Annotated in this window: 24 protein-coding genes; 8 read left to right on the top strand and 16 right to left on the bottom strand. The window is 71.0% G+C overall.

Annotation, left to right across the window (positions count from 1 at the left end; all coding sequences use genetic code 11):
• Nucleotides 1-46: 46 nt before the first annotated feature.
• Together OG226_RS09490 and OG226_RS09485 are read right to left on the bottom strand one after the other, a co-directional pair.
• Nucleotides 47-244 (bottom strand): hypothetical protein, encoded by a 198-nt coding sequence (locus tag OG226_RS09490; RefSeq protein WP_328676271.1) that lies wholly within the window; start codon nucleotides 242-244, stop codon nucleotides 47-49.
• On the bottom strand, nucleotides 241-861 hold the full coding sequence (locus OG226_RS09485; RefSeq protein WP_329348576.1) for an SDR family NAD(P)-dependent oxidoreductase: 621 nt from the start codon (nucleotides 859-861) through the stop codon (nucleotides 241-243). Before OG226_RS09485 ends, OG226_RS09490 begins: the two co-directional genes overlap by 4 nt.
• Before the next feature lie 177 nt (nucleotides 862-1,038).
• Here OG226_RS09485 and OG226_RS09480 point away from each other — a divergent pair, with 177 nt between their 5' ends.
• A complete protein-coding gene (locus tag OG226_RS09480; RefSeq protein WP_328676269.1) occupies nucleotides 1,039-1,503 on the top strand; it encodes a MarR family winged helix-turn-helix transcriptional regulator in 465 nt (154 codons plus the stop codon).
• Nucleotides 1,504-1,535: 32 nt separating this feature from the next.
• Here OG226_RS09480 and OG226_RS09475 read toward each other — a convergent pair whose 3' ends face one another.
• Nucleotides 1,536-2,081 (bottom strand): MmyB family transcriptional regulator, encoded by a 546-nt coding sequence (locus OG226_RS09475; RefSeq protein ID WP_328676268.1) that lies wholly within the window; start codon nucleotides 2,079-2,081, stop codon nucleotides 1,536-1,538.
• A gap of 159 nt (nucleotides 2,082-2,240) precedes the next feature.
• Here OG226_RS09475 and OG226_RS09470 point away from each other — a divergent pair, with 159 nt between their 5' ends.
• Entirely contained in the window at nucleotides 2,241-2,801 is a 561-nt protein-coding gene (locus tag OG226_RS09470) for a zinc-binding dehydrogenase (protein ID WP_328676267.1), read from the top strand.
• Nucleotides 2,802-2,822: 21 nt separating this feature from the next.
• Nucleotides 2,823-3,887 (top strand): NAD(+)/NADH kinase, encoded by a 1,065-nt coding sequence (locus OG226_RS09465; protein ID WP_328676266.1) that lies wholly within the window; start codon nucleotides 2,823-2,825, stop codon nucleotides 3,885-3,887.
• A 36-nt stretch (nucleotides 3,888-3,923) separates the two neighbouring features.
• Here OG226_RS09465 and OG226_RS09460 read toward each other — a convergent pair whose 3' ends face one another.
• Entirely contained in the window at nucleotides 3,924-5,747 is a 1,824-nt protein-coding gene (locus OG226_RS09460; RefSeq protein ID WP_329348575.1) for a sensor histidine kinase, read from the bottom strand.
• Nucleotides 5,737-6,438 (bottom strand): response regulator transcription factor, encoded by a 702-nt coding sequence (locus OG226_RS09455; RefSeq protein WP_329348574.1) that lies wholly within the window; start codon nucleotides 6,436-6,438, stop codon nucleotides 5,737-5,739. The genes OG226_RS09460 and OG226_RS09455 overlap by 11 nt, the downstream gene beginning before the upstream one ends.
• Nucleotides 6,439-6,818: 380 nt before the next feature.
• On the opposite strand from OG226_RS09455, the gene OG226_RS09450 reads away from it, so the two are divergent.
• Together OG226_RS09450 and OG226_RS09445 are read left to right on the top strand one after the other, a co-directional pair.
• A complete protein-coding gene (locus tag OG226_RS09450) occupies nucleotides 6,819-8,873 on the top strand; it encodes a phosphocholine-specific phospholipase C (protein ID WP_329348573.1) in 2,055 nt (684 codons plus the stop codon).
• 52 nt (nucleotides 8,874-8,925) lie between these two features.
• A complete protein-coding gene (locus tag OG226_RS09445) occupies nucleotides 8,926-9,768 on the top strand; it encodes a phospholipid scramblase-related protein (protein ID WP_328676262.1) in 843 nt (280 codons plus the stop codon).
• A gap of 6 nt (nucleotides 9,769-9,774) precedes the next feature.
• On the opposite strand, the gene OG226_RS09440 is transcribed toward OG226_RS09445, so the two are convergent.
• Both OG226_RS09440 and OG226_RS09435 read right to left on the bottom strand, forming a co-directional pair.
• A complete protein-coding gene (locus OG226_RS09440) occupies nucleotides 9,775-10,740 on the bottom strand; it encodes a hypothetical protein (protein ID WP_328676261.1) in 966 nt (321 codons plus the stop codon).
• Nucleotides 10,737-11,531, bottom strand: coding sequence for a phosphatase PAP2 family protein (locus tag OG226_RS09435; protein ID WP_329348572.1), 795 nt, complete (start codon nucleotides 11,529-11,531; stop codon nucleotides 10,737-10,739). Before OG226_RS09435 ends, OG226_RS09440 begins: the two co-directional genes overlap by 4 nt.
• Before the next feature lie 224 nt (nucleotides 11,532-11,755).
• On the opposite strand from OG226_RS09435, the gene OG226_RS09430 reads away from it, so the two are divergent.
• The gene (locus tag OG226_RS09430) at nucleotides 11,756-12,370 is read left to right on the top strand and encodes a TetR/AcrR family transcriptional regulator (RefSeq protein ID WP_327399906.1); all 615 of its coding nucleotides are present in this window, start codon (nucleotides 11,756-11,758) and stop codon (nucleotides 12,368-12,370) included.
• Nucleotides 12,371-12,537: 167 nt separating this feature from the next.
• On the opposite strand, the gene OG226_RS09425 is transcribed toward OG226_RS09430, so the two are convergent.
• Nucleotides 12,538-13,581, bottom strand: coding sequence for a DUF2510 domain-containing protein (locus tag OG226_RS09425; RefSeq protein WP_328676259.1), 1,044 nt, complete (start codon nucleotides 13,579-13,581; stop codon nucleotides 12,538-12,540).
• A gap of 354 nt (nucleotides 13,582-13,935) precedes the next feature.
• Here OG226_RS09425 and OG226_RS09420 point away from each other — a divergent pair, with 354 nt between their 5' ends.
• The gene (locus tag OG226_RS09420) at nucleotides 13,936-16,620 is read left to right on the top strand and encodes an ATP-binding protein (protein ID WP_328676258.1); all 2,685 of its coding nucleotides are present in this window, start codon (nucleotides 13,936-13,938) and stop codon (nucleotides 16,618-16,620) included.
• A gap of 363 nt (nucleotides 16,621-16,983) precedes the next feature.
• Here OG226_RS09420 and pcaDC read toward each other — a convergent pair whose 3' ends face one another.
• The 7 genes from pcaDC to OG226_RS09385 are packed head-to-tail and all read right to left on the bottom strand — an operon-like array spanning nucleotide 16,984 to nucleotide 23,440.
• Complete coding sequence (gene pcaDC / locus OG226_RS09415) at nucleotides 16,984-18,102, bottom strand: bifunctional 3-oxoadipate enol-lactonase/4-carboxymuconolactone decarboxylase PcaDC (RefSeq protein WP_329348571.1); 1,119 nt, start codon at nucleotides 18,100-18,102, stop codon at nucleotides 16,984-16,986.
• Nucleotides 18,099-19,436, bottom strand: a complete 1,338-nt coding sequence (pcaB, locus tag OG226_RS09410) for a 3-carboxy-cis,cis-muconate cycloisomerase (RefSeq protein ID WP_328676256.1) — start codon at nucleotides 19,434-19,436, stop codon at nucleotides 18,099-18,101. The genes pcaDC and pcaB overlap by 4 nt, the downstream gene beginning before the upstream one ends.
• Nucleotides 19,433-20,038 (bottom strand): protocatechuate 3,4-dioxygenase subunit alpha, encoded by a 606-nt coding sequence (pcaG, locus tag OG226_RS09405; protein WP_329348570.1) that lies wholly within the window; start codon nucleotides 20,036-20,038, stop codon nucleotides 19,433-19,435. Before pcaG ends, pcaB begins: the two co-directional genes overlap by 4 nt.
• 6 nt (nucleotides 20,039-20,044) lie before the next feature.
• Entirely contained in the window at nucleotides 20,045-20,818 is a 774-nt protein-coding gene (gene pcaH, locus OG226_RS09400) for a protocatechuate 3,4-dioxygenase subunit beta (RefSeq protein ID WP_329348569.1), read from the bottom strand.
• 23 nt (nucleotides 20,819-20,841) lie between these two features.
• Nucleotides 20,842-22,044: a thiolase family protein gene (locus tag OG226_RS09395; protein ID WP_329348568.1), complete on the bottom strand. Its 1,203-nt coding sequence runs from the start codon at nucleotides 22,042-22,044 to the stop codon at nucleotides 20,842-20,844.
• Nucleotides 22,041-22,685 carry a CoA transferase subunit B gene (locus OG226_RS09390; protein ID WP_329348567.1) on the bottom strand — a complete coding sequence of 215 codons (645 nt, stop codon included), beginning with the start codon at nucleotides 22,683-22,685 and terminating at the stop codon, nucleotides 22,041-22,043. Before OG226_RS09390 ends, OG226_RS09395 begins: the two co-directional genes overlap by 4 nt.
• A complete protein-coding gene (locus tag OG226_RS09385; protein ID WP_329348566.1) occupies nucleotides 22,685-23,440 on the bottom strand; it encodes a CoA transferase subunit A in 756 nt (251 codons plus the stop codon). The genes OG226_RS09390 and OG226_RS09385 overlap by 1 nt, the downstream gene beginning before the upstream one ends.
• Before the next feature lie 222 nt (nucleotides 23,441-23,662).
• On the opposite strand from OG226_RS09385, the gene OG226_RS09380 reads away from it, so the two are divergent.
• Entirely contained in the window at nucleotides 23,663-24,127 is a 465-nt protein-coding gene (locus tag OG226_RS09380) for a MarR family winged helix-turn-helix transcriptional regulator (RefSeq protein WP_328676250.1), read from the top strand.
• Between the two features lie 92 nt (nucleotides 24,128-24,219).
• On the opposite strand, the gene OG226_RS09375 is transcribed toward OG226_RS09380, so the two are convergent.
• Nucleotides 24,220-25,224, bottom strand: coding sequence for a DUF3048 domain-containing protein (locus OG226_RS09375; RefSeq protein ID WP_329348565.1), 1,005 nt, complete (start codon nucleotides 25,222-25,224; stop codon nucleotides 24,220-24,222).
• Nucleotides 25,225-25,238 lie beyond the last annotated feature (14 nt).

Below are 25,238 nucleotides of genomic sequence, written 5' to 3'. Positions count from 1 at the left end.
CGACCAATGCGCCCAACGCCCCGAACTCCCACCGCCCACCCCGCACTTACAGCTCCCCAGGCCGCCCGTACCGGTAGAAGAACGGGCCGTCGAGCCGGCCGGCCAGTGCGCGGGTCAGGCCCGAGCTGTCTTCCAGGAGGCGGGCGCCCGGGATGAGGTCGCCGATGTAGAGAGGGTCGAAGCCGACGTCGGTGATGAGCTGTGCGGTGATCTCCTTGGCGGCCGGTTCGGCGGGGAGCGTCACATGGGCCGGGGTGTCGTCGTATTCCGCGATGCGGTTCGCGGCGACCGAGAGGGAGCTGGAGTCGAGGAAGTCGGTGCGGAAGACGCCCGGTTCGACCACCATCGACTGGATGCCGAACGGTGCCCCATCTCGGCGGAGAGCGCCTCGCTGATGCCGGCGACCGCGAACTTCGACGCGGAGTACGGGCTGACCCCGGGCTCGCCCTCGAAGCCCGAGCGGGAACCGATGTGCACCAGCTTGCCGGAGCCCTGCCCGCGCACGACGGGCAGGACGGCGCGGGTGACGTTGATGAGGCCGAAGACGTTGAGGTCGAACAGCGACCGTGCCTCCGCGTCGGTGATCTCCTCCAGTGCTCCGAGCAGACCGCGGCCGGCGTTGTTCACCAGGACGTCGATACCGCCGAAGCGCTCCACCGCGGCCTCGACCGCCTGCGGGATGCTGTCGTTGTCCGTGACGTCCAGGGCGACGGCGAACACGCTGTCGGACTTCTTCGGGTCGTCGGGCACCCGCTCCGGATTCCGTACGGCGACCACGACATTGTTACCGCCTGCCGGCGCGGCCCGGGCGATTTCCGCGCCGATTCCGCGGGAGGCGCCGGTGACAAACCGCGTAGCCATGGGGAAAACCTCTTTCGTCGCTTCCCCTTGTGGAGGGGGATTTCTTGTTGACGAGTACGAGTCTGTCCCTCCGCGACGGAGCTATGAAGGCAGCGGTTTTCCTGGGAGTCCCACACCCGGGAACGGGCTGAGACCGGCGAAGTCGGTGACATGTCAACAAGCTGCTACGGTGCAGTCATGTCCGAACCGCGATGGCTCACCCCCGACCAGGCCGACGTCTGGGCGAAGTACCGGAGAGTGCGCCGCGAGCTGCGACGGGCGCAGGACCAGCAGCTACAGCGGGACACAGGTCTCTCGGCCGCCGACTACGCGCTCCTCGCGCCCCTGTCCGAGTCCGCCGGCGGCGTGTTGCGCGCACGGGAGCTGGGCGCCGAGGTCGACTGGGAGCGCAGTCGGCTGTCCCATCAGGTCAGCCGCATGGAGAAGCGCGGGCTCGTCACGCGCGAGCCCTGCGCGGACGATGCCCGCGGCTCGATGGTGCGGCTCACGGAAAAGGGCCGGGAAATGATCGAGGCCGCCGCGCCCAACCATGTGGAGAACGTACGGCGGCTTTTCTTCGACCCGCTCACCGCGGACGAGGTACGCCTTTTCGGTGATTTCCTGGACCGGATACTGGGAGCGGTCGAGCGCAATTCCCGGTAGCGCGATTACCGGTAATTCGTAACCTCGGGACATTACTGCGCGTCCTGCACCTCGGGCGCGCTGCGGATGTTGAGTGCCTCGTGCCGCAGCTCCAGGTCGCCCACCACGGAATGGCGCATCCGCTTGACCTCGTAGGGCGGGACCCGGGTGTACTCGCGGGCCCACAGCGAGCGGAACTCGGCGCTGCGCACGGACAGTTCGCCGACGAGTTCCAGGATGCGGGAATCCTCGGGCGTGCTCGCGGCGGACTGCTGGAGGTCGGCGACCGCGCGGTTCTTCGCCCGTTCCGGACTCCGGTAGAACGTCTTCGCCGCGGGATCCAGGAAGAGCATGCGCAACACGTTGTCGTGCTGGGTGAAGTCCCGGTGGAGGGCGTCGGCCAGGGCGTTGGTGGCCAGCAGGTCCTGGGCGTGGCCGACGATGAAGGCCGGGGTCCTGGTCCAGCTCTCGATCAGCTGCCGCAGAGGCGGGCGCACCCGCTCGACGCGGGACGGCGACTTCGTACGACGGCTCGTGGGTCGCGCCAGCCGGAACAACTCAAGCCGCTCCTCCTCCGCGAGCCGCAGCACACGGGCCATGGCCTCCAAGTCGGCGACGAGGTCATCGGCTACCCGCCCCGAAGGGCGCGGGCCGACTACGTCGTCTCGCCCGCCGGCGTCCTCGCCCCCAAGCCCGCCGACATCGGCTGGGAAGCCGCGGCGCCCCTGTCCGCGGTCGGGGTGACGGCATGGGCCGCTGTGGACGCCGTGGAACCGACGGCCGGGGACACCGTCGTGGTGTCCGGCGCGGCCGGCGGGGTCGGCTCCCTCGCCGTGCAGCTCGCGCGGCTGCGGGGCGCGGGAGTCATCGGCACCGCCGGACCGCACAACGCCGACTTCCCGCGCTCGCTCGGGGTCGTGCCCGTCGAGCACGGCCCCGGCCTCGCCGACCGGTTGAAGGCCGCGGCACCCGACGGGATCGACGCGTTCGTCGACACCTTCGGGCAGGGCAACGTCGACATCGCCATCGAACTGGGCGTGCCCCCGCACCGCATCAACACCCTCGCCGACGGCCGGGCCGTGGCCCGCTACGGTGTCCGCGGCAGGGCCCAGGAGGACGTCTTCACCCCGCAACTGGTCGCCGAACTGGCCGAACTGGTCTCCGAGGGACACTTCACCGTCCCCATCAGCGAGGTGTATCCGCTGGAAGAGGTCCAGGAGGCCTACCGGCAGGTGCAGCGGCGGCACGCGCGCGGGAAGATCGTGCTCAGCCTGGTCCCGCCCGACGAACGCCCCGCGCCCGACGCCCCACGTACCTGACCGCACGCCACGGAGGACCCCATGCCCGTACGTCGTATCGGCCTCGTCGTCCACCAGGGACGTGAGACCGCCCGGGACGCGGCGGCGGCCGTGCACACCTGGAGCGAGGCGCACGACGTCCGCTGCACCGAGATCGACGTGTGGGCCAAGGACCACCACCGCCGTACCGGACGCGAGGAGGCCGAGGCCGCGGGCAATCCCGATCTCGTCATCACTCTCGGCGGCGACGGCACCTTCCTGCGCGGCGCCCGCATCGCCGTCAAGAGCGGGGCCGACGTCCTCGGCGTCGACCTCGGCAAGGTCGGCTTCCTCACCGAGGTCCCGGCCCGCGACATCGGCGAGGCCCTCGACGCCGTGCACGAGGGGCGGGCCATCGTGGAGGAGCGCATGACGCTCACCATGCGCGCCTCCCGCCCGCTGGACATCCCCGAGGAGATGGAGGCCCTGCTGCGCTACGGCCGCGGTCCCGCCCTGCCACCGCCGCGGGTCCGGCCCGAGACCACGGAGGGCGGCGGCTGGGGCTGCGCGCTGGACGTCACCGCGCTCAACGACGTCGTCCTGGAGAAACTCGCCCGCGACCGGCAGGTCGGCGTCGGCGTCTACCTCGCCGGACGACTGCTGGCGACCTACTCCGCCGACGCGCTCGCCGTCGCCACCCCGACGGGCTCCACGGCCTACAGCTTCGCCGCCGGCGGACCGGTTCTCTCGCCCCACATGGACGCCCTCGTCTTCACCCCGATCGCCCCGCACATGACGTTCAACCGCAGCGTGATCGCCGCCCCCGACGAACCGATCGGCCTGCGCGTCCTGCCCCACTCCGGCCAGGCCATCGTCAGCGTCGACGGCCAACTCCGCGGCGTCCTCGACCCCGGCGACTGGATCGGCGTCTTCCGCGCCCCCCAACGCGTCCGCCTGGTCCGCCTCCGACCGACCGATTTCTACGGCAGGCTGCGCGACCGGTTCCGGCTCACGGACGCTCCCGCCAACGCGCAGGACGGCCCCTCGGAACCGTTCTTCCGCCCCGACACCCCGGTCCCGGCGGACCTCGCGGGGATGCGCCTGCCGCCGCCGGAAGCCGGGCGCTGAGAGGGGCTCACACGGGGGGCTCGCACGGGGAAGGGTTCACACGGGGAGGCGGACGGTGAAGACCGTGCCCGCGCCGACCGTGCTGCTCGCCGTCACCGTCCCGCCGTGCGCCTCGGTCAGCCTGCGCACGATGGCGAGGCCCAGTCCGCTGCCGCCGGTGCGCCGGCTGCGCGACTTCTCCGCGCGCCAGAAACGGTCGAAGACCCGGGGCAGATCCTCGGCGGGGATGCCGGTGCCGGTGTCGGCGACCTCGATCGTGACGTGGTCCACGGCCGAGTGGGCGCGCAGGGTGACGGTGCCGCCGGGCGGGGTGTGCCGTATCGCGTTGGAGACCAGGTTGCCGATGACCTGCCGCAGGCGTACGGAATCGCCGGACAGTTCGGGGTCGCCGTCCGCGCGGGTGGTGAGGGTGACGCCCGCGGTCTCGGCACGCCCGAGGTGGGCGGTGGTGACGTGGTCGAGGAGATCGCGTACGAGGAGGGGTTCGGGGTGGATGCGCAGTTGGCCCGCGTCGGCCTCCGCGAGGTCCTGGAGGTCGTCGACGATGTGCTGGAGCAGCAGCGCCTCTTCGAGGAGCGAGTCCACGAGGGCCTGGTCGGAGGTGGCGATGCCGTCCTGCACGGCTTCGAGCCAGCTGCGGATGGTGCTGAGCGGAGTGCGCAGTTCATGGGCGACGTCGCTGACCATCGCCTTGCGCTGCCCCTCCATCCGCTCGCGGCGCTGGGTGAGGTCGTTGAAGGCGGCGGCGAGGTAACCGATCTCGTCGTTGGTGGTGACCGGTACGCGTTGATGTTCCTCCACGGGGCGGCGCGCGGCGTCGGCCAGGGCGCGCAACGGCCGGACCAGGCGGGTGCCGACGACGACGGTGACGGCCACGGTCACCAGCAGCACCAGCCCGGCGACACCGGCGATGCGGGTGGTGTTGGCGGAGGTGAAGTGGAAGGCGGGGGCGGTGGTCGAGCCGGTCGGGGTGGCGACGAAGAGGAGGGCGGCCGGTGCGACGTACGGGGTGAGCTGGTCGCGGCGGGCGGTGTCCAGGCAGGTCTGGGCGGGCGGGCCGCCGTAGAGGACGACGAAGTCGATGCCGAACTTCACGGGCTCCAGGTGTCGGCGCCGCAGACAGTCGTCGACCATGGAGGTGAGCTGGTCCAACGGCTCGCGCTCGCTCGGGACGGGAACGGCGAGTTCGGCCAGGCCGCAGTCGCGGTCACCGGAGACTCCGCCCAGGGCGCTGTTGGCGATCTTGATGGAAGGGCGGCCGCCGGGCCCGACGACGAGTGCGGCGCCGGCGCCCGGGCCGCCCAGACAGGCGAGGAGTTTGTGCGCCCGGCCGGACAGGCTCGCGCGCTCGACGGCGGTCAGCCGGTAGGGGCCGACGGCACGAGGATCGATGCGGTTCGCGCCGGCGTCCGGCAGCAGCGCCGGGTCGGTGTGCAGGGGGTCGACGACGGCCGACGCCCGGGTGGGGAGGGCGGCGGCAGCGGCAGGAGTGGTGGACGAGGTGGCGACCGTACGGCGGCTCTGGGTGGTCAGGGTGATACGGCGGCCGGTCCGCTCGGCGAGGCGGCGCAAGGTGGGGGCGACGCCGTTCCAGTTCGGGTGGGCGGCGGCGTAGCCGACCAGCGTGTCGTAGATGTCCGTGTCGGAGGACAGGAGTTGGCCCTGTTCCTGCTGGATGGCGCTGCTGGTGGTGCGGGCGGCCAGCCAGGCGGTGGCGGCGACCGAGCAGACGGCGATCATCACGGAGGTGGCGAGCAGCCGGACCAACAGGCTTCTGCGCAGCGGCACTTTGGCCCGGACGCGAGCCCTGGACTTCGACCCGCTGCCTCCCGTGGCCTCCAACTCCGGCTCAGCGCGCACGACGTCCGTCCATGAGCTTGTAGCCGACGCCGTACACGGTCTGCAGATAGGCCGGTCGGCGGGGGACCGCCTCTATCTTCTTGCGCAGGTTGAGGACATGGACGTCGATCGTGCGCTCGGTGATATAGCGGTCGAACCCCCGTGTCAGGGCGAGGAGTTGACGGCGGGTGAAGACCCGTTCCGGTTCGGCGGCCATCGCCGAGAGAATCTCGAACTCCCCAGGCGTGCAGACCACTTGGCGTCCGTCGAGCTCGACGGTATGGCGGACCGGGTCGACGGCGAGCGCGCCGATCCGCAGCACGGGATCGTCCGGCGCCGCCGTGGCACCCCGCGCCCGCCGCAGCAGGGTGCGGATGCGGGCCATCAACTCCCGTGGGCTGTAAGGCTTCGTCATGTAGTCGTCGGCACCGAGATCGAGCCCGAGCAGCAGGTCCTCCTCCGTGCTGCGCGCGGTCAGCATCAGCACGGGCACATCGGACTCCCGGCGCAGCACGCGGCACACGTCCAGACCGTCGACCAGGGGCATCATCACGTCGAGGACGAGCAGATCCGGCCGCCGGCGCCGGACCTCGTCGATGGCCGCGCGCCCGTCGTGGACGACCAGGGAGGAGTGGCCCTCGCGCTCCAGATAGCGGCGGATCACCTCGGCCTGCTTGACGTCGTCCTCGGCCACCAGGACATATGCGTTCACGCGGCTCACCCTAAGGTCGGCGCCGTGACACCAGACAGAAGTCTGACGGCGGTCTGACAGGATCTTCATAACCTCCGGCCACGGTGCCGCCACATCGAGACTCACCCGTCGAAGGCGCTCCGCCGTCCTCGTCGACGCGGGCACGGCGTCAGGCGCCCACCGCGACCACTACCTCGTGCAGTCCGGCGAAGTCCGCACAGGCGCCGTGCGGGCCCGGCCCGGTGACGACGTCGACGGCAGCTGCCCCCGCACGTACGGGCGAGTTTCACATGGGCGCCACCAGACCCTTCCCTGACGTTTGTTGCTCTTGGAACACTCGCACCGCGCGCATTTCGCCATGTTCCGGCCGGCCGCGCGTCAGGATGAGAGGTGCCTCACCCATGTCCGAAGTCAATCGGCGTCGCTTTCTCCAACTCGCGGGTGCCACCACGGCCTTCACCGCACTCTCGAACAGCATCGAGCGGGCCGCCGCGCTCCCGGCGAACCACCGCTCGGGGAGCATCGAGGACGTCGAGCACATCGTCGTCCTGATGCAGGAGAACCGGTCCTTCGACCACTACTTCGGTTCGCTCAGGGGTGTCCGGGGCTTCGGCGACCCGCATCCGGTCGTGACCCGGCAGGACGGAAAACCGGTCTGGTACCAGTCGGACGGCACGAAGGACATCCTCCCGTTCCGGCCCGAGGCGAACGACCTGGGCCTGCAGTTCATCCAGGACCTCCCGCACAGCTGGAACGACGGGCACGCCGCGTTCGACGGCGGCAAGTACGACAAGTGGGTGCCGTCCAAGGGCTCCACGACGATGGCGTACCTGACCCGCGAGGACATCCCGTTCCACTACGCGCTCGCCGACTCCTTCACCATCTGCGACGCCTACCACTGCTCGTTCATCGGCTCCACCGACCCCAACCGCTACTACATGTGGACGGGTTACACCGGCAACGACGGCGTCGGCGGCGGCCCGGTCCTCGGCAACGACGAGGCCGGCTACAGCTGGACGACGTACCCCGAGCGGCTGGAGAAGGCCGGGGTCTCCTGGAAGATCTACCAGGACGTCGGCGACGGCCTCGACGCGAGCGGCGGCTGGGGCTGGATCCAGGACGCCTACCGAGGCAACTACGGCGACAACTCGCTCCTCTACTTCAAGCAGTTCCAGAACGCGCAGCCCGGCGACCCGCTCTACGACAAGGCCCGCACCGGCACCGACGCCACCAAGGGCGACGGCTTCTTCGACCGGTTGAAGGCCGACGTCAAGGGCGGCACGCTGCCGAAGATCTCCTGGGTCGTCGCCCCCGAGGCCTTCACCGAGCACCCCAACTGGCCCGCGAACTACGGCGCTTGGTACGTCTCCCAGGTCCTGGACGCGCTGACCTCCGACCCAAAGGTGTGGGCGAAGACGGCCCTGTTCATCACCTACGACGAGAACGACGGCTTCTTCGACCACCTGCTCCCGCCGTTCGCGCCGGGCTCGGCCGCGCAGGGCAGGTCGACCGTCGACGTCGGCCCCGACCTCTTCAAGGGCGACGCCAGCCACCCGGCCGGTCCCTACGGCCTCGGCCAGCGGGTGCCGATGATCGTCGTCTCGCCCTGGAGCAAGGGCGGTTACGTCTGCTCGGAGACCTTCGACCACACCTCGGTCATCCGGTTCATGGAGACCCGGTTCGGTGTCCACGAGCCCAACATCTCACCCTGGCGGCGCGCGATCTGCGGCGACCTGACCACCGCCTTCGACTTCTCCCGCAAGGACGTCAAGAAGGTCCCGCTCCCGGGCACCGACGGCTACCAGCCGCCGGACAGGAACCGTCACCCCGACTACGTGCCGACCCCGCCCGCCAACCCGGTGCTGCCCAAGCAGGAGCGCGGACTGCGCCCGGCCCGGCCGCTCAAGTACGCGGCCACGGTGGACGGTTCGGCCGACACGGCGGCCGGGAAGTTCACGCTCACCTTCGCCTCCGGAGCGAAGGCCGGCGCCAACTTCCTGGTCACCTCCGCCAACCGCACGGACGGGCCCTGGAGTTACACCACCGAGGCCGGCAAGACCGTCTCGGACGCCTGGAACTCGGCGTACTCGAACGGCTCGTACGACCTGACCGTGCACGGCCCGAACGGCTTCCTGCGCGTCTTCAAGGGCCCGGGCAGGACGGCCGGCCCCGAGGTCACCGCCCGGAACTGCGGCGACGACGTCGAGCTGACCTTCACCAACAAGGGTTCCGGGACAGTGCAGTTGAAGGTCGCCAACGGCTACGGCGGCCGTTCCCAGACCTTCAAGGTGCGGGCGGGCGCCACCGTACGGCACACCGTCGACCTCGGCGCGAGCAAGCGGTGGTACGACCTGACGGTCACCTCCGACGGCGACGCGACGTTCCTGCGGCGATTCGCCGGACATGTCGAGAACGGCCGGCCGGGGGTCAGCGACCCCGCGATCGCGACCGCCTGAGGGGCTTCGTGAGACCGGTTGTTTTCCGGGGCACTCGCGGTAGTGTGCCCCGGTGACCACGCATTCGAACACACCTGCAGGCTGGTACCCGGATCCGCACGGAGCGCCCCAGACGCTCCGGTACTGGGACGGCGTGAAGTGGACCGACCACACCAACGCAGACCAGCAGGGCCAGGCCGCCCAGCAGCCGCAGGCCGTTCCGCAGCAGCAGGCGGGGCCGGACCCGCGGGCCCAGCGCCAGGTCAAGCAGCAGGTGCAGCAGCAGGCCGGGGTCGCCGGTGGCGGCCCCGGTGGCGGCAGCCTGTTCACCGAGCCGGTGCTCGTGGTGAACCAGAAGGCCAAGCTGATCGAGCTGACCAACGAGTACAAGGTCATGGATCAGAACGGCAATGTGATCGGCTCGGTCGACGAGGTCGGCCAGAGCACGCTGAAGAAGGCGCTGCGTTTCGTCTCCAGCCTCGACCAGTTCATGACCCACCGGCTGGAGATCCGGGACGCCTACGGGCAGCCGCAGTTGGTGCTGACCCGGCCGGCGAAGATCATGAAGTCCAGGGTGATCGTGTCCCGTCCGGACGGTTCGCCGGTGGGCGAGATCGTGCAGCAGAACATGATCGGGAAGATCAACTTCGCGCTGAACGTGGATGGTCAGCAGATCGGCGCGATCAAGGCGGAGAACTGGCGGGCGTGGAACTTCGCGATCGTCGACCACGCCGACAACGAGGTCGCCCGGATCACGAAGACCTGGGAAGGCCTCGCCAAGACGATGTTCACCACCGCGGACAACTACGTCCTGCAGATCCACTACCAGCTGCCCGAGCCCCTGTTGAGCCTGGTGGTGGCGACGGCCCTGACCGTCGACACCGCGCTCAAGCAGGACTCGCGCGGCCTCGGCTGATCCCGCTCAGAGCGCGGTGAGATGCCCCGGCGCGGACTTCCGGTCCGGCTGTCGGGGCAGCAACGCCGGTTCGGCGGACGCCGATTGAGGCTCCAGTGCCAGGACGGCGGCCACGGGGTGATCGTGGTCGTCGTACTCGTGCAGCAGTGGTACGGCGGGTGTCGCCCGGGTCAGCAGGATCACACCCCAGGACGCGATGCCGGCTCCCGCGAGGGCGAGGAGGATGCCGGCCGCGCCGCCCTGGAGGCGTTCGCCCAGCAGCGCGAGGCCGATCGCGGCGGCGGCCACCGGGTTCGCCAGGGTCACCACCGCGAGCGGGGCACCGAGGCCGCCCCGGTAGGCGGTCTGCGAGAGCAGCAGCCCGCCCGCCGCGAACACCGCGACCAGCAGGGCGACTCCGACCACCTGCATGCTCAGCAGCGGACCCGAACGGTCCGTCGCCGCGACCGTCACGGTCTGCGTGAGCGCGGAGGCCACACCCGAGGCGACACCGGACGCCGAGGCATGTCGTAGACCGGGCTTCGCGCCGCGTCGGGCCAGCAGGCCGATGAGTGCGGACGTCGCGCCCGCGACCGCCAACGCCTGTGGAACGGTGAGGACTTGGTCCGGCTGCGGGCCGGACGCCGTGACCAGCAGGGCCGAGAGGCCGAGCAGGGTGAGCGCGGTGCCCCGCCACTCGACCATGGTGACCCGTCGGCCGGCCACGCGCGCGCCCATCGGGACGGCGGCGACGAGGGTGAGGGCTCCCAGCGGCTGTACGACGGTCAGCGGGCCGTACTTGAGGGCCACGACGTGCAACAGCGCGGCCGACGCGTTCAGGACGACCGTCCACCACCAGGACCCGGTGGCGAGCAGCCGCAGCATGCCCGCGTCGGAGTTGCGGGACGCCAGCCGTTCCTGGGCCACGGCCGCCGCCGCGTAGGCGACGGCCGAGAACAGGGACAGGACGACGGCGACGAGGGTGGCGTTCATCGTCCGGCTCCGACGAGAACCGGCTCTGCTACCGCGAGTTGGGGCCGGCCGCGGCCGGCGGTCGTCGCCGTGCGGAGCGGGGGACGGATGAACGCGAGGGCGATGCCGAGCATGGCGGCGGCCACGATCGCGTCCAGCCAGTAGTGGTTCGCCGTGCCGATGATGACCATCAGCGTGACCAGTGGATGCAGCAGCCACAGCCAGCGCCAGCGGGACCGCGTGGCGACGATCAGGCCGATCGCGACCATCAGGGCCCAGCCGAAGTGCAGCGAGGGCATCGCCGCGAACTGGTTCGAGAGGTGGTCGCTGGTCGGCGGGCCGTAGACCGAGGGGCCGTAGACCTTGGCGGTGTCGACGAGGCCCGTCGCGGCCAGCATGCGCGGGGGTGCGAGGGGGAACACGAAGGGGAGTACCAGGGCGGCCGAGGTGACGGTGGCCAGGACACGGCGGGCCCACACGTAGTGCGCGGGGCGCCGCAGGTACAGCCAGACCAGGAAGGCGACGGTGGCCGGGAAGTGGACGGTCGCGTAGAAGGTGTTCGCGATGTGCACGAGGGTGTCGCTGTGCAGCAGCACCGACTGCACCGAGCCCTCGTTCGGGAGGCGCAGGGTCCGTTCCAGGTCCCACACGTGGCGGGCGTTGTGCAGGGCCTCACCGGTGTGGCCCGTCGCCAGCTGGCGACCGAACTTGTAGACGAGGAAGAGCCCTGCGACGAGCAGGAGCTCACGGACGAGCGGGGGCCGCGCTATCGCGCTGGTCCCCTTCTCTGCAGGCTCGGTGCGGGCATTCATCCCCCGGCCCCTTCGCTGACGGTGGTGCGTGTGGTGGTGCAGGCAGGGCTTGTGACCCGGCTCGCGGCCCGAACTCATCGGTACGAGTTCGTTCCGATACGCCAGTGTACCGATACGGGCGGGTACCGATACGGCGGAGTACCGGTACACTGGCGTATCGATAGCGAAACGAGACACACTGGAGAGCGGACCCCGGGTCCGTGGACCGAGCGAGGAGACGAGCCATGACGTCGCAGGCTGAGGACGCACCGGACACGGTCGCCGCCTCGCGCCGCTCCAAGATCACGCCCGAGCGTGAGCGGGAGTTCTTCGACGCCGTGCTCGAACAGATCCGGGAATGCGGGTACGACTCCGTCAGCATGGAGGGCGTCGCCAGCAGCACCCGGTGCAGCAAGTCCACGCTCTACCGGCAGTGGGGGACCAAGCCCCAGTTCGTCGCGGCGGCGCTGCGCGCCAACCGCCGGGTGCACTTCACCGGCATCGACACGGGCTCGCTCGCGGAGGACCTGCGCCAGGCCGCGCGGGCGGCGGGCGCCTGGTCGGCCAAGGACACGAAACTCGTCTCGGCGCTCGGCCACGCCGTCATCCAGGACAGCGAACTCGCCCAGGCGGTACGCGAGGCGCTCGTCCATCCCGAGATCGCCGCGCTGGAGGACATCCTGCGCCGCGGTGTGGAACGCGGCGAGATCCCGGCCGACCATCCGGCCCTGCCGTACGTCCCCGCCCAGATCTTCGGCGTCCTGCGGGCCCGTCCGGTCCTGGAGGGCTGTTACGCCGACCCCGACTACCTCGTCAGATTCGTGGAGGCCGCGGTGCTACCCGCACTCGGCCTCACCTGAGAACCAGGCCGCCGTCCGTGGGATGACTGGACGGTGACCTGCTCGCGCCGCACCGTGGGGACGGGGGCGGCGCGCACCCCCCCGGCCGGGTGGGGTTCCTCTTGAGCGGAGAGGCGCCCCACCCGGCCGACTGGTGTACGGGGAGCCGGCCGGTCCACGGCGAGGGGTCAGATCTTCTGCCCGTCGCCGCCGCCGGTGCCCGAGGCCACCTTGATGCCCGCGGTTATCTCGTCGATCACGGACTGCTTCTGGCCGACGTCGACACCGAAGCGGACCACGACGATCTGACCGGTACTGGCCGGCGACGGGAACGCGAGCGACTCGACATAGCCGTCGGCGCCCTTGCTGGTGATCGCCTTCCAGCGGACCAGATAGCCCTTCTGCCCGGCCACGGTGACGGCCTTGGAGGCGAGGACCTCGTGGGAGGTGATGCTGCCGTAGGTCGTACCGCCGTAGGACTCCTTCGCGTTGGCGGCGATGTCCGCCTTCGCGACCGCCTCCGCCGTGCTGCCCTTCGTGCCCAGCACCACCGCGGGCGAGGAGTACGCCCCGCCGTTGGTGCAGGTCTGGGCGGTGTTGCCGGGGCACTTGTAGGACGTGTTCGACGTGACCGACGCGCCGACCTGGATGACCTGGCCGTACCAGTCGGACGGCACGGTGAAGCTGATGCCGTCGAGCGAGTCGATCACGGTTCCGCCGGCCTTGACCTTCGGCTCCGCGGACTGGCTGGGAGCGGGCGTCGCACCACCGGTCCCACCGGAACCACCCGTCCCGCCGGACCCGCCGAAGGGATCGTTCTGGCCGCCCGTGCCGCCGGAACCGCCCGTGCCGCCCTGCCCCTCGGGACCGCCCTGGCCGCCGACACCGCCCTGTCCGTTCGGCGCCTGCTGGTTGCCGGCCTGGGTGCCGTTCCCGCTGCCGTTGTCGGACAGCGCGTACGCACCGACACCTATGGCCGTGAGGACCGCCACCGCGACGCCCACGGCTATGCCCGTGCGCAGATTGCGGCGCGGCGCGGCCGGGGGCTGGGCGGGATACGCCGGGTACGCCCCGCCGTACGGCGGCTCCGTCGGGGGACCCCATTCGGCGCCCGACCCGGCGGGGCGGGTGCGGTCCGTCCATGCCTTGCCGTCCCACCAGCGCTCGGCGGTGGGACCGTCATTCGTCTGCCCGGGATCGGGGTACCACCCGGGGGGAGTCACCTGCGTCATGCCCCTACCGTATGAGGCGTCGGTGAAAGGGGGATGAGAGGATCCGGCCGCGATGCTCCCGCCCGGGTGGTTCTCGATCACCTTCCGGCTGGTGACCGCGGACGCCTGCGTTGATTCATGCATGCCCATGTTGGCCGAAGGGCGCTGATGCACAGGCTTGGTGGGCGACGCTCCGCAGTGGTGCGGGATTGATCGGAAGTGGCTCTGTTCCGACGCCTTCTGACTGTTCGTCATGCCTACGGGCCCAGCTGTCACCCGTTGCGGCACCAGCTCCCCGGACCGGCCTCCACTTCGGCATCCGGAGGGCTACGCTCAAGGGCTGTACGTCGTTCGGGCTACTGGGGAGGTATCGGGATGACGGAGGAAGGGCCTCCGGAGGCCGCCTCGGCCTCCCTGTGGGAGCGCGACGAGGAAGTCGCCGGTGTGGTGGAGGCGATCGACCGTCTGCGCGCCGACGAGTCGTCCTCGGGCAGCCTGCTGATGGTCCGCGGCGAGGCCGGGTTCGGCAAGACCGCGCTCCTGGCCGCGACCCGCCGTATCGCCGAGGCACGCGGCTGCGCGGTCTGGCAGGCCCGCGGCGGCGAGACCCTCAGGTCCGTCCCCTTCAACGTCGTACGGCAGTTGCTGCAACCCGCCCTCATCTCGCTGATGCCCGAGGAGATCCGCGAGTACCTCGGCGACTGGTACGACATCGCGGGCCCCGCCCTCGGCGTCACCGAACCCGGCGAGCGGCAGCCCGACCCGCAGGGCGTGTGCGACGGACTGGTCGCCGCGGTGCGCCGCCTCGCCAAGCGCGTCTGGCCACTGGTCCTGATCGTCGACGACGCCCACTGGGCCGACCAGGAGACCCTGCGCTGGCTCGCCGCGTTCGCCGAACGCCTCGACGACCTGTCCGTCCTGCTCGTGGTCGCCCGCAGGCCCGGCGAGGTCAGCGGTGAGAGCGCCCGCTACCTGGACGCGATCGCCGCTACGGCGGGACCGCCGGTCACCGTCCTGGAATCCCTCACCCCGAAGGCCACCGCGGGCCTCACCCGCGCCACCCTCGGCCCGCACGCCGACGGCGCGTTTTGCCGCGAGGTCTGGGCGGTCACCGACGGCAACCCGTACGAGACCGTCGAACTCCTCGCCAAGGTCCAGGACAGCGGCCTCGACCCGGTCGAGGACGCGGCCACCGAACTGCGCGAGCTCAACCGCTCCGCGCGCGGCGGCGGACTCGTCGCCCGCCTGGACGACCTGGGCTTCGAAGCCACCCGGTTCGCCTGGGCCGCCGCCATCCTCGGCACCGGCATCTCCGTGAGCCTGGTCGCCAAGCTCGCCACCATGAGTCGCGAAGAGGCGGGCCGCTGCGCCGAACTGCTCCGCACCGCCCGCATCCTCACCGCGCCCGACCCCGCCGCGTCCCAAGCCGGCGCCGGCGAGCTGGAGTTCGTCCACCCGCTGATCGCCAGCGCCGTCTACGACTCCATCCCCGGCGGCGTGCGCACGGCCATGCACGGCATCGCCGCCCAGGTCGTCACCGACTCCGGGCTCGGCGCGGCCTCCGCCTCACGGCACCTCCTCAAAGTGCACCCGGACGACGACCAGGAACTCGTCGAGCAGCTGCGCGAGGCGGCCCGCGAGCACCTCTCCATCGGCGCCCCCGACGCGGCCCGCCGCTGTCTGGAGCGCGCCCTCCTGGAGCCGCCGCTCGCCGAGACCCACGCGCACGTGCTCTTCGAACTGGGCTGCGCCACCCTGCTCACGGCGCCCGCCACCACCATCGGCCACCTCCAGACCGCTCTCGGCATGCCCGGTCTCGACGGCCACGCACGTGTGGACGCCGTTTTCCGGCTCTCCCAGGCCCTGATCCACAACAACCAGCTGGAGGAGGCCGTCCGCACCGTCGAGGCGGAGGCCGTCCGCTACGAACCGGGCGCGGCCCGGATGCGGCTCCAGGCCGTGCAGTTCATGTGGGAGGGCATCCACGCGGGCGAGGGCATCTCCCCGGGACGCTCCGAGCGGCTCGCCGCACTCGCCGGCACCTGCGCCGGCCGGGACAACTCCGAGCGGGCCCTGCTGATCCTGCGCGGCTTCGACGCCATGACCCACGGCGAGAACGCCGAGGAGGTCGTCGAGGTCTGCGACCGCGCCCTCGTCAACGGACGGCTCGCCCCCGGACTCGGCTGGACCGACACCGAGTGGGGCATCGAGATCCTCATGATGCTCGCCAGCGCGTACGCCTACACCGACCGCCTGGACCGCGCGGAGAGCCTGTACAACGAAGCCCTGCGCGCCTACGTGACCGCGGGCTGGAGCGGCGGCCACCTCTCCCTGGCGCACGCCTACATCGGCCTCGGCCACCGCAGGCGCGGCCGGCTCCGCGACGCCGAGATCTCGCTGCGCGAGTCCCTGCGCCTCGCCGAGCGCGTCGGCCGCGGCCTGCCCCTGTACTGGTCGGCCACCTGCAACCTGGTCGACACGCTGCTCGCCCGCGGCCATGTCGAGGAGGCCTGGGCGACCGCCGAACAGTACGGCTTCGCACCGCCGTACCCCTCCACCATCGTGCTGCCCGACCCGCGCTGCGTGCGCGGCCGGCTCCTGCTCGCCGTCGGCCGCACGAAGGACGGCATCAACGAACTGGAACAGGCCGCGAAGGCGGCGACCGTACGCGGCCACCACAACCCGGTCCTCGTCCCCTGGGCCGTCGACCTGGCCCGTGCCCTCGCCGTCGAGGACCCGACCCGCGCGGCCCAACTCGCCTCCGACGCCCGCCGTCAGGCCGAACACTTCGGCACGGACACGGCGATCGGCGAGGCCCTCCGCTGCGCCGCCGCGCTGGAAACGGGGCAGCGCGCAGTCCGCCTCGCGGCGCAGGCCGTCGCTTACCTGGAGTCCTCGCCGTGCCAGTACGAGCATGCGGCGGCGCGGGTCGAGTACGGGATCGCCGCGCGGTCGGTGGCCGAGATCAACAAGGGTCTGACACTGGCGCGTTCGTGCGGGGCGGATGGTCTGGTGACCCAGGCGCGGGAGGTGTTGGAGACGGGGAGGGGGTTGCGCTGAGTCGTCGTTCGGCTGCGGGCCCGGTGGGGGCTGGTCGCGCAGTTCCCCGCGCCCCTAAAGACTTGGGCTGGCGTGCGTTTTGAGGGGTGCGTGGTTCCTCGTGCGCCTAAAGACTTGGGCGGGTGTGCGTTTTGAGGGGTGCGTGGTTCCTTGTGCGCCTAAAGACCTGGGCTGGCCTGCGTTTTTGAACGGCGCGTAGGTTCTCGCGCCTCTAAAGACTTGGGCCGGCCTGCGCCTTTAAGGGGCACGTGGTTTCTCGCGCCCCAAAAAACGGGGGTCGGCCCACGCTTTTAGGGGCGCGGGGAACTGCGCGACCAGCCACGACGCAGCCGCAGTCGACGTACAACAAGCAGCCCCACCCCCTTAGTCGCCCTCTTCGGCCAACACCCGCTGCGCCACAGCGAACGCCGAGTTCGCCGCAGGCACCCCGCAATACACCGCACTCTGCAACAGCACGGCCCCGATCTCCTCCGACGTGAGCCCATTCCGCCGAGCCGCCCGAACATGCATGGCCAACTCGTCATAGTGCCCATGGGCAATCAACGCGGTGAGTGTGATCATGCTCCGCTCGCGCCGCGACAACGTTGGATCGGTCCAGACCTCCCCCCACGCATACCGCGAGATGAAGTCCTGGAACCGCGCGGTGAACGGCGTCTGCCGAGCCTGCGCCCGGTCCACGTGGGTGTCACCGAGCACCTCACGCCGTACCGCCATCCCGCGCTTGGCACCCCCGTCGAGGTGCGCGCGCAGCGCCGTGAGGACCGCCTCAGGGCACTGCGCGGGGGCCAGATGGGAAGCGCCGGGAATCTCCGCGAGCGCCGAGCCCGCCACCGCGTCCGCGATCTCCCGCAGATGCGCGGGCGGGGTCGCCGGGTCCTCGCGCCCCGCGATCACCAGCGTCCGCGCGCCGATCTCGGAAAGCCGCCCGCGCAGGTCGAACGCGGCCAGCGCGTCACAGCACGCTGCGTACGCGGCCGGATCGGCGGCGCCCTGGTCGGCCACCAGCTCCGGGACGGTGAACCGGGGCGTGAACCAACGGGAGTCGGCGCTCTCCACCAGCCACCCCACCCCCTCGCTCCGTACCCGCGCCGCCCGTTCCTCCCACGGCTTCGCCCCGTTGAAGTGGGCCGAGGAACAGATGACGGCGAGCGACGCGATCCGCTCGGGGTGATGCACCGCGAGGTGCAGGCCGACCGCACCGCCCAACGACACACCCGCGTAGGCGAATTGCTCGATCCCGAGCGAGTCGGCCAACGCGAGCACCAGGTCCGCGAGGTCTCCCACGGTCGCCCCGGGACCGATCAACCCGGGTGCCGAACCGCCGTGCCCGGGCAGGTCCCAGCGGATCACCCGGTGGGTGACGGACAGTTCGGGCGCGACCTTGTCCCACAGGGCGTACGACGTGCCCAGCGAGGGCCCGAGCAGCAGCGGGGGAGCGGAATCGGCGCCCTCGGCACGGAAGTTGAGGAGTTTCTCGGTCAACGTCGCTCCAACGCACGGTCGGTGAGGGCTCCGGCGGAACCCGTGTAACGGGTGGGGTCGGTCAGCGCGGAGAGATCGTGGTCCTTCAACTCCGGTTCCCCGGCGAGCAGTTCGGCCAACGGCAGGCGCTCCGCGTACGCCCGCCGGGCGACCTCCGTCAGCAGCTCCTTCGCCCGGGCCCGGCCCAGCAGCGGCGCCAACTCGGCCGACAGCCGCTCGGAGACGATCAACCCATGGGTGAGATCCAGGTGTTCACGCATCACGTCCGGGTGCACCCGCAGCCCCTCGGTCAGCTCGGCGGCATCACGCGCCGCCCCGCCGACCAGCCGCAGCAGCTCCCGCAGCGGTTCCCACTCGGTGTGCCAGGCCCCGGCCGGCCGCTCGTCCTCGGCGACCAAGGAGCCGTAGAGGACGGCCGCGAGCTGCGGTGCCCGGCGCGCGGCGGCGGCGATCAGCGTGGACCGTACGGGATTCGCCTTGTGCGGCATGGCCGACGAACCGCCGCCGCTGCCCTCGGATACCTCGGCGATCTCCGTCCGGCACAGAACGAGGACGTCGGCCGCGACCTTGCCCAGCGCGCCCGCAGTGAAGGCCAGGCATCCGGCGAGGTCGGCGATCGGCGTTCGGAGTGTGTGCCAGGGCAACAGGGCTGCCGCCAGACCGAGTTCACGGGCGTAGGCGTCCGGCAGCGCGAGCGCGTCCTCGGCGCCGTACGCGGTGAAGGCGGCCAACGTGCCTGCCGCGCCCCCGAGTTGGACGGGCAGCGCATCCCTTGCCACCCGAACGCGATCCCGCGCGTCTAGTACCAGCGACCGCCATCCCGCCGCCTTCAGCCCGAACGTCGTCGGCACGGCGTGCTGGGTGAGGGTCCGGCCCGGCATCGCGGTGTCGCGGTGGGCGGCGGCCAGCCCCGACAGTGTGCGCTCCGTGCGGGCCAGGTCGGTCAGGACCAGGTCCAGGGTGCGGGACGCGACCAGCATCGTCGCCGTGTCCATGATGTCCTGGCTGGTCGCACCCCGGTGGACGTAGGGGCCGTACTTCCCGCCGACCGCCTTCGTCAGGTCCGCGACCAGCGGGATCACCGGGTTCCCGCCGCCGCGCGCCCGCTCGGCGAGGGACCGTACGTCGAAACGGTCCATGTCGGCCGCCACCGTTGTCACCGCTGTCGCGGCCTCGGCGGGCGCGAGACCCAGGGCGGCCTGGGCGCGGGTGAGGGCGGACTCCGCGTCGAGCAGGGCCCGTAGGTACGCGGTGTCGCTCGTCGCGGACGCGGCGGGGGAGCCGGTCCACCCGGGGGCGAGCAGGCCGGTGTCCGACGGGTCGGCAGCTGTCACTGGAACTCCAGGAAGACCGTTTCGCCTTCGCCCTGAAGGCGGATGTCGAAACGGTATGTGCCCCTGCCGTCGTCCTGTGCGATCAACGTGTCGCGCCGCGCCGGGTCCAGCCCGGTCAGCAGTGGGTCAGCGGCGAGCGCGGCCTTGTCGCCGGGCAGGTAGATCCGGGTGAAGAGGTGGACCAGGAGTCCGCGCGCGAACACGCAGGCACTCAGGTACGGGGCGTTCGGGCCGCGTGCGCCCGGCCGTAGCGTCCGTGCGTACCAGTGGCCGTTCGCGTCGGTCTGGATGCGACCCCAGCCGGTGAACTCGACGCCGTTGCGGCCGAGATAGCCGCCGCCGGCCGGGTCGCGCCGGATCGAGCCGTCGGTCGTGGAGAGGTTGCCGTCGGGGTCGGGCCCCCACAGCTCGACGAAGGCGTCCGGCAGGGGGTTGCCCTCGCCGTCGTAGACGTAGCCCTGGACGGTGATCGTGTCCGGGTGCCCGACGGGTGCGATGTCACCGCCGCCGGGGAACGGCAGCGCGTAGCCGTAGAAGGGGCCGACCGTGTGCGACGGGGTCGGCAGCACGGACTCCGGGCGGCTCGTGTCGATCTTCGTCATGGCGGGTCAGCGTCCTTCTTCGATCCAGGTGGCGTGCGGGCCGTCGAGCACGATGTCCCAGTGGTAGCCCATCGAGAACTCGGGCACCGACAGGCTGTGGTCGTACGTCGCGACGAGGCGCTGCCGGGCCGCGTCGTCCGTCACCGACTGGATGATCGGGTCGTACGGGAACAGTGGATCGCTCGGGAAGTACATCTGCGTCACGAGCCGTTGGGTGAACGCCGTGCCGAACATCGAGAAGTGGATGTGTGCCGGGCGCCAGGCGTTGACGTGGTTGCGCCAGGGGTAGGGGCCCGGCTGGACCGTCGTGAAGCGGTAGTTGCCCTCGCTGTCGGTCAACGTCCGCCCGACACCGGTGAAGTTGGGGTCCAGCGGGGCGTCGTGCTGCTCGCGCTGGTGGGCGTAGCGGCCGGCCGAGTTCGCCTGCCAGATCTCCACCAGCTGGCCGCGGATCGGCCGCCCGTCCCGGTCCAACAGCCGCCCGGAGACGGTGATCCGCTCACCGATCGGCTCGCCGTTGTGCTGTCGGGTCAGGTCGTTGTCGATCTCCGTGATGTCCCGCTCGCCGAACGCGGGGGAGGCCAGCTCCACCAGCTCCGGGTCCTTCGAGACGTCGATGGTGACCGGCGGCTGTTTCGGGTGGCGCAGGAGCGAGGAGCGGTACGGGGCGTAGTCGCGGCGGGGATGGTGCTCGACCGGTGCGCCGTCGGCGACCCGCTTCTCGTACGTCGCGTGCTCGGCCGCTATTTCGAGGTCGATGTCGTGCTGGGTGAGAGCCATGGGGGTTCCTGCCGTTCGAGTTCCTACCGTTCGAGGACGAGGGCCAGGCCCTGGCCCACGCCGATGCAGAGGGTGGCGACTCCAACTCCCGAGCCCTTGCGGGCGAGTTGGTGGGCGACGGTGCCTGCGAGCCGGGCACCGGAGGCGCCGAGCGGGTGGCCGAGGGCGATGGCGCCGCCCTGGGGGTTGAGGATCGCGGGGTCGAACTCGGGCCACTCGGCGACACATCCGAGCACCTGGGCCGCGAAGGCCTCGTTGAGCTCCAGGACTGACAGGTCGTCAAATCCCTTGCCGGCCTTGGTGAGTGCGCGGTTGACGGCCTCTACGGGCGCGAGTCCGAAGTACTGCGGGTCGATCGCCGAGACACCGGTCGCGGAGACGCGGGCGAGGGGCTGGCGGCCGGTCGCCTTGAGTCCTTCCTCGTCCACCAACAGCAGGGCCGCGGCACCGTCGTTGAGCGGCGACGCGTTGCCCGCGGTCACCGTCCCGTTCTCCGTGCGGAACGACGGCCTGAGCTTGGCCATGGCGGCGAGGGACGCGTCCGCCCGTACGGACTCGTCGGCGGCGAAGACGACCGGGTCGCCCTTGCGCTGCGGGATCGACACGGGTGCGAGCTCGCCGTCGAGGAGCCCCGAGGCCTGCGCCTGGGCCGCCTTGCGGTGACTCGCGAGCGCGAACTCGTCCTGCTGCTCGCGGCCGATCTTGTGCTTGTCGGCGATCAACTCCGCGCTCTCACCGAGCGGGATGGTCCACTCCGGGTTCATGGCCGGGTTGACCATGCGCCAGCCGAGCGTGGTCGAGTACAACTCGGTGTGCCCGGCGGGAAACGGCCGGTCCGGCTTCGGCAGCACGTACGGCGCCCGGGTCATCGACTCCACCCCGCCCGCCACGGCGATGGAGGCGTCCCCGACCGCGATCGCGCGGGCCGCCTGGATGACCGCTTCGAGGCCGGACGCACAGAGCCGGTTGACGGTGACGCCCGGTACGGAGGTGGGCAGGCCCGCGAGGAGGCCGGCCATGCGGGCGACGTTGCGGTTCTCCTCGCCGGCGCCGTTGGCATTGCCGAAGTAGACGTCCTCGATGCGGGACGGGTCCAGGTCGGGTGTGCGGGCGAGGAGTTCGCGCAGGGCGTGGGCGGCGAGGTCGTCGGGGCGGACGGAGGCGAGCCCTCCGCTGTACCTGCCGATGGGGGTGCGGACGGCGTCGACGATGTAAACCGGGTTCACAGCAGGCCTTCCGGGACGGTGAGTTTCGCGTCGGTCTTGGCGACGATCTCCTCGACACTCACACCGGGCGCGGTCTCGATCAACACGAGACCTTCGGGTGACACGTCGATCACGCCGAGATCGGTGATGACTCGGTTCACACACGCTTTGCCTGTGAGCGGCAGCGCGCACTCCGTGAGGATCTTCGGGGAGCCGTCCTTGGCCACATGGGTCATGACGACGATGACGGTGCGGGCGCCGTGCACGAGGTCCATCGCCCCGCCGATCCCGGTGATCATCTTTCCGGGGATCGCCCAGTTCGCCAGGTCACCGCCCGCCGACACCTGCATCGCGCCCAGCACGGCGACATCGATGTGCCCGCCCCGGATCATCCCGAAGGAGAGCGCGGAGTCGAAGAAGGAGGCGCCGGGCAGGACCGTCACGGTCTCCTTGCCGGCGTTGATCAGATCCGGGTCGACCTGGTCCTCGGTGGGGTACGGGCCGGTGCCCAGGATGCCGTTCTCGGATTCGAGGATCACCTCGACGTCCGCCGGGAGGTAGTTGGGGATCAGGGTCGGCAGGCCGATGCCGAGATTGACGTACTGCCCGTCCTGGAGTTCGCGCGCCGCGCGGGCCGCCATCTCCTCGCGTGTCCAGGCCATCAGTTGCTCACCGTCCGCTGTTCGATCCGCTTGTCGGCGGCCTGCTCGGGGGTGAGCGCCACCACCCGCTGCACGAAGATCCCGGGCAGATGCACCGCGTCCGCGTCGATCTCGCCGGGCTCGACCAGCTCCTCCACCTCGGCGATGGTCACCTTGCCCGCCATCGCCGCGAGGGGGTTGAAGTTCCGGGTGGACTTGTTGAAGACGAGGTTGCCGTGCCGGTCGCCCTTCGCGGCACGGACCAGGGCGAAGTCCGTACGGATGCCGCGCTCCAGGACGTACTCGGTGCCGTCGAACTCCCGCACCTCCTTCGGCGGCGAGGCGAGCGTGACGCCGCCGGAGCCGTCGTAGCGCCAGGGCAGTCCGCCCTCGGCGACCTGTGTGCCGACCCCGGCCGGGGTGTAGAAGGCGGGAATCCCCGCACCGCCCGCGCGCAGTCGCTCCGCGAGGGTGCCCTGGGGGATCATCTCGACCTCCAGTTCCCCGGCGAGGTACTGGCGGGCGAACTCCTTGTTGGCGCCGATGTAGGAGCCGGTCACCCGAGCGATCCGCCCGGCGGAGAGGAGGACGGCGAGCCCGGACTCCATCGCCCCGCAGTTGTTGGAGACCACGCCCAGGCCGGTCGTCCCGCGCTCGTACAGGGCCTGGATCAGCACGTTCGGCACACCGCTCAGCCCGAAGCCGCCGACGGCGAGGGTCGCTCCGTCCGGCACATCGGCCACGGCCTCGTCGGCTGTGGCGACCACCTTGTCCATCCGTGAAGCTCCGTCCCGTTCGAGCGCCCGGTCAGCAGGTAGTCAGGGCACTGAGCATTTCGGTGAAGTTTCCTTCACGCTGCCACCGTGAGGGCTCCCCGTCAAGACCTCGGAGAAGTACGAGTTCAAGTGCGGGAACCTGTCGGCGCACAAGGCTGGACTCGGCCGTAGGGCCTCCAGGTATCGTTCAGTGCACAGATGAATTCGACTTCGGGAGGGCACATGGCCGCGGTGGACCTCACCACCCACCCCGGGCACCTCGCCCGGCGACTCCAGCAGGCGCACTATCTGCTGTGGAACACCATGGTCTCCGAGGAGATCACCTCTCCGCAGTTCGCGGTGCTCAACGCGCTCGCCGAGGAGCCGGGGCTCGACCAGCGGACGGTGGGGGAGCGGGTGGGGCTTGACCGGTCGACCATCGCGGAGGTGATCAGCCGGCTGATCAGGCGCGGGTTGCTCGACAAGGTGCGTGATCCGCGGGACGGGCGGCGGTTTCTGCTGCGGCTCACCGGTGACGGCACGCGTGTCCATCGCAAGCTGGTCGTGCGGACGGCTCGGATGAACCAGGTCTTTCTGGCTCCGCTCTCCGCCGAGGAGCAGGGCGTCTTCTTCGACCTCATCCAACGTGTCTCGGATGCGGCGGAGGGGCTCCGCAATCCTGCGGAGCCCCTCGCTGCGCGGCGGTAGCGGGCTGGGTGGTTCGTTGTCTGCGGGGCAGTGGGGGCTGGTCGCGCAGTTCCCCGCGCCCCTTTGGGGCGCGCCAGAGTCCTTAGGGACGCTCAGGCCTTGGCGAACACCACCCAGACCTGGCCCTTCGCGAAGTTCATGGGCTTGCCGTCCGCGGTGGTGAACTCCGTGCCGTCCGTGGCCTTTTGACGCTTCCAGTCGACGCTGTACGTACGGCCGTCCCGCAGGACGTCCGCCTTCCCGGAGCCGACGGTCTCCGTGTAGGGCGTGTTGTTGCCGAGGACGTCGTGGTACTTGGACTTGCGGATCTTGACGTACTGGACGACTACCGTCGCCGGGGCGACCCGCTTGCCGTTGGTCAGCACGGTGGGTGTGCCGTCCTCGGTGACCAGCCAGCGGTGCTTGGTCCCGGACCAGGTGAAGGTGAAGCGGGCCGCCGGGTAGCGGACGCTGCGGGAGGCCGTGGCCTTGCCGCCCGTAGGGGCCGTGCCGTAGTGGAAGCCGGTGGTCAGGGCGGCCGCGCCCGGGGCGGAGGGGAGCAGCTTGTTCGGGTGGAGGTAGAGGTTGTGCGGGGCGGACTTGTCGACGCCCCGGTAGTAGGCGGCGCCCTCCTCGTCGGGCGACGCCGATCGCAGCGGGGCCTTGGCGATCAGCGGCAGGAGCTTGTGCTGCGCCCCGGAGAAGGCGAGCGTCGGGTCGTCGAACTGGCGCAGCAGCTCCAGGTCGGAGACGCGGGCGCTGCGCACCGGGCCGACGGACGGGGGCAGCTTGGTGGCGAACACCGCCATCAGCCGGCTCAGCCCGCCCTCGACCTGCTCCGCGTACACGATGTCCGCCGAGTCCAGCCCCGTCTGCGGGCGGGCCGCGGACACGTTGTCGATCTTCACCGCGAGCAGCGGACCGGCGGCGGGGGCGACCGTGCCGCCCGCGCTCGGGCTCTGGGCCGGGGTCTGTGCGGGGGGCCGGCTCTGTCCGCGTCCGTCGTCGACGGGGCTGCCGTGATGTGCCGTACAGCCCACCGCCAGGGAGGCCGTCAGCGTGGCGGCCAGCAGCGCCGCTCTTCTCGCGCCGCGCCGCTGAGGCGCCTTTTGTCCCATGCCCACCGTTGCCA

This window comes from Streptomyces sp. NBC_01261 (assembly GCF_036226385.1).
Lineage (GTDB): Bacteria > Actinomycetota > Actinomycetes > Streptomycetales > Streptomycetaceae > Streptomyces.
The sequence above is the reverse complement of the archived record's forward strand: the minus strand, read 5'-3'. Positions and strand labels throughout refer to the sequence as shown.

Coding starts and splice junctions, on each gene's coding strand:
- pcaG (WP_329348570.1), bottom strand. CDS start 20,038: ATGACGAAGATCGACACGAGCCGCCCGGAGTCCGTGCTGCCGACCCCG.
- OG226_RS09475 (WP_328676268.1), bottom strand. CDS start 2,081: ATGGCCCGTGTGCTGCGGCTCGCGGAGGAGGAGCGGCTTGAGTTGTTC.
- OG226_RS09390 (WP_329348567.1), bottom strand. CDS start 22,685: ATGGCCTGGACACGCGAGGAGATGGCGGCCCGCGCGGCGCGCGAACTC.
- OG226_RS09425 (WP_328676259.1), bottom strand. CDS start 13,581: ATGACGCAGGTGACTCCCCCCGGGTGGTACCCCGATCCCGGGCAGACG.
- OG226_RS09385 (WP_329348566.1), bottom strand. CDS start 23,440: ATGGACAAGGTGGTCGCCACAGCCGACGAGGCCGTGGCCGATGTGCCG.
- pcaH (WP_329348569.1), bottom strand. CDS start 20,818: ATGGCTCTCACCCAGCACGACATCGACCTCGAAATAGCGGCCGAGCAC.
- OG226_RS09375 (WP_329348565.1), bottom strand. CDS start 25,224: ATGGGACAAAAGGCGCCTCAGCGGCGCGGCGCGAGAAGAGCGGCGCTG.
- OG226_RS09465 (WP_328676266.1), top strand. CDS start 2,823: ATGCCCGTACGTCGTATCGGCCTCGTCGTCCACCAGGGACGTGAGACC.
- OG226_RS09440 (WP_328676261.1), bottom strand. CDS start 10,740: ATGAACGCCACCCTCGTCGCCGTCGTCCTGTCCCTGTTCTCGGCCGTC.
- OG226_RS09420 (WP_328676258.1), top strand. CDS start 13,936: ATGACGGAGGAAGGGCCTCCGGAGGCCGCCTCGGCCTCCCTGTGGGAG.
- OG226_RS09380 (WP_328676250.1), top strand. CDS start 23,663: ATGGCCGCGGTGGACCTCACCACCCACCCCGGGCACCTCGCCCGGCGA.
- OG226_RS09450 (WP_329348573.1), top strand. CDS start 6,819: ATGTCCGAAGTCAATCGGCGTCGCTTTCTCCAACTCGCGGGTGCCACC.
- OG226_RS09485 (WP_329348576.1), bottom strand. CDS start 861: ATGGCTACGCGGTTTGTCACCGGCGCCTCCCGCGGAATCGGCGCGGAA.
- OG226_RS09430 (WP_327399906.1), top strand. CDS start 11,756: ATGACGTCGCAGGCTGAGGACGCACCGGACACGGTCGCCGCCTCGCGC.
- OG226_RS09435 (WP_329348572.1), bottom strand. CDS start 11,531: ATGAATGCCCGCACCGAGCCTGCAGAGAAGGGGACCAGCGCGATAGCG.
- OG226_RS09480 (WP_328676269.1), top strand. CDS start 1,039: ATGTCCGAACCGCGATGGCTCACCCCCGACCAGGCCGACGTCTGGGCG.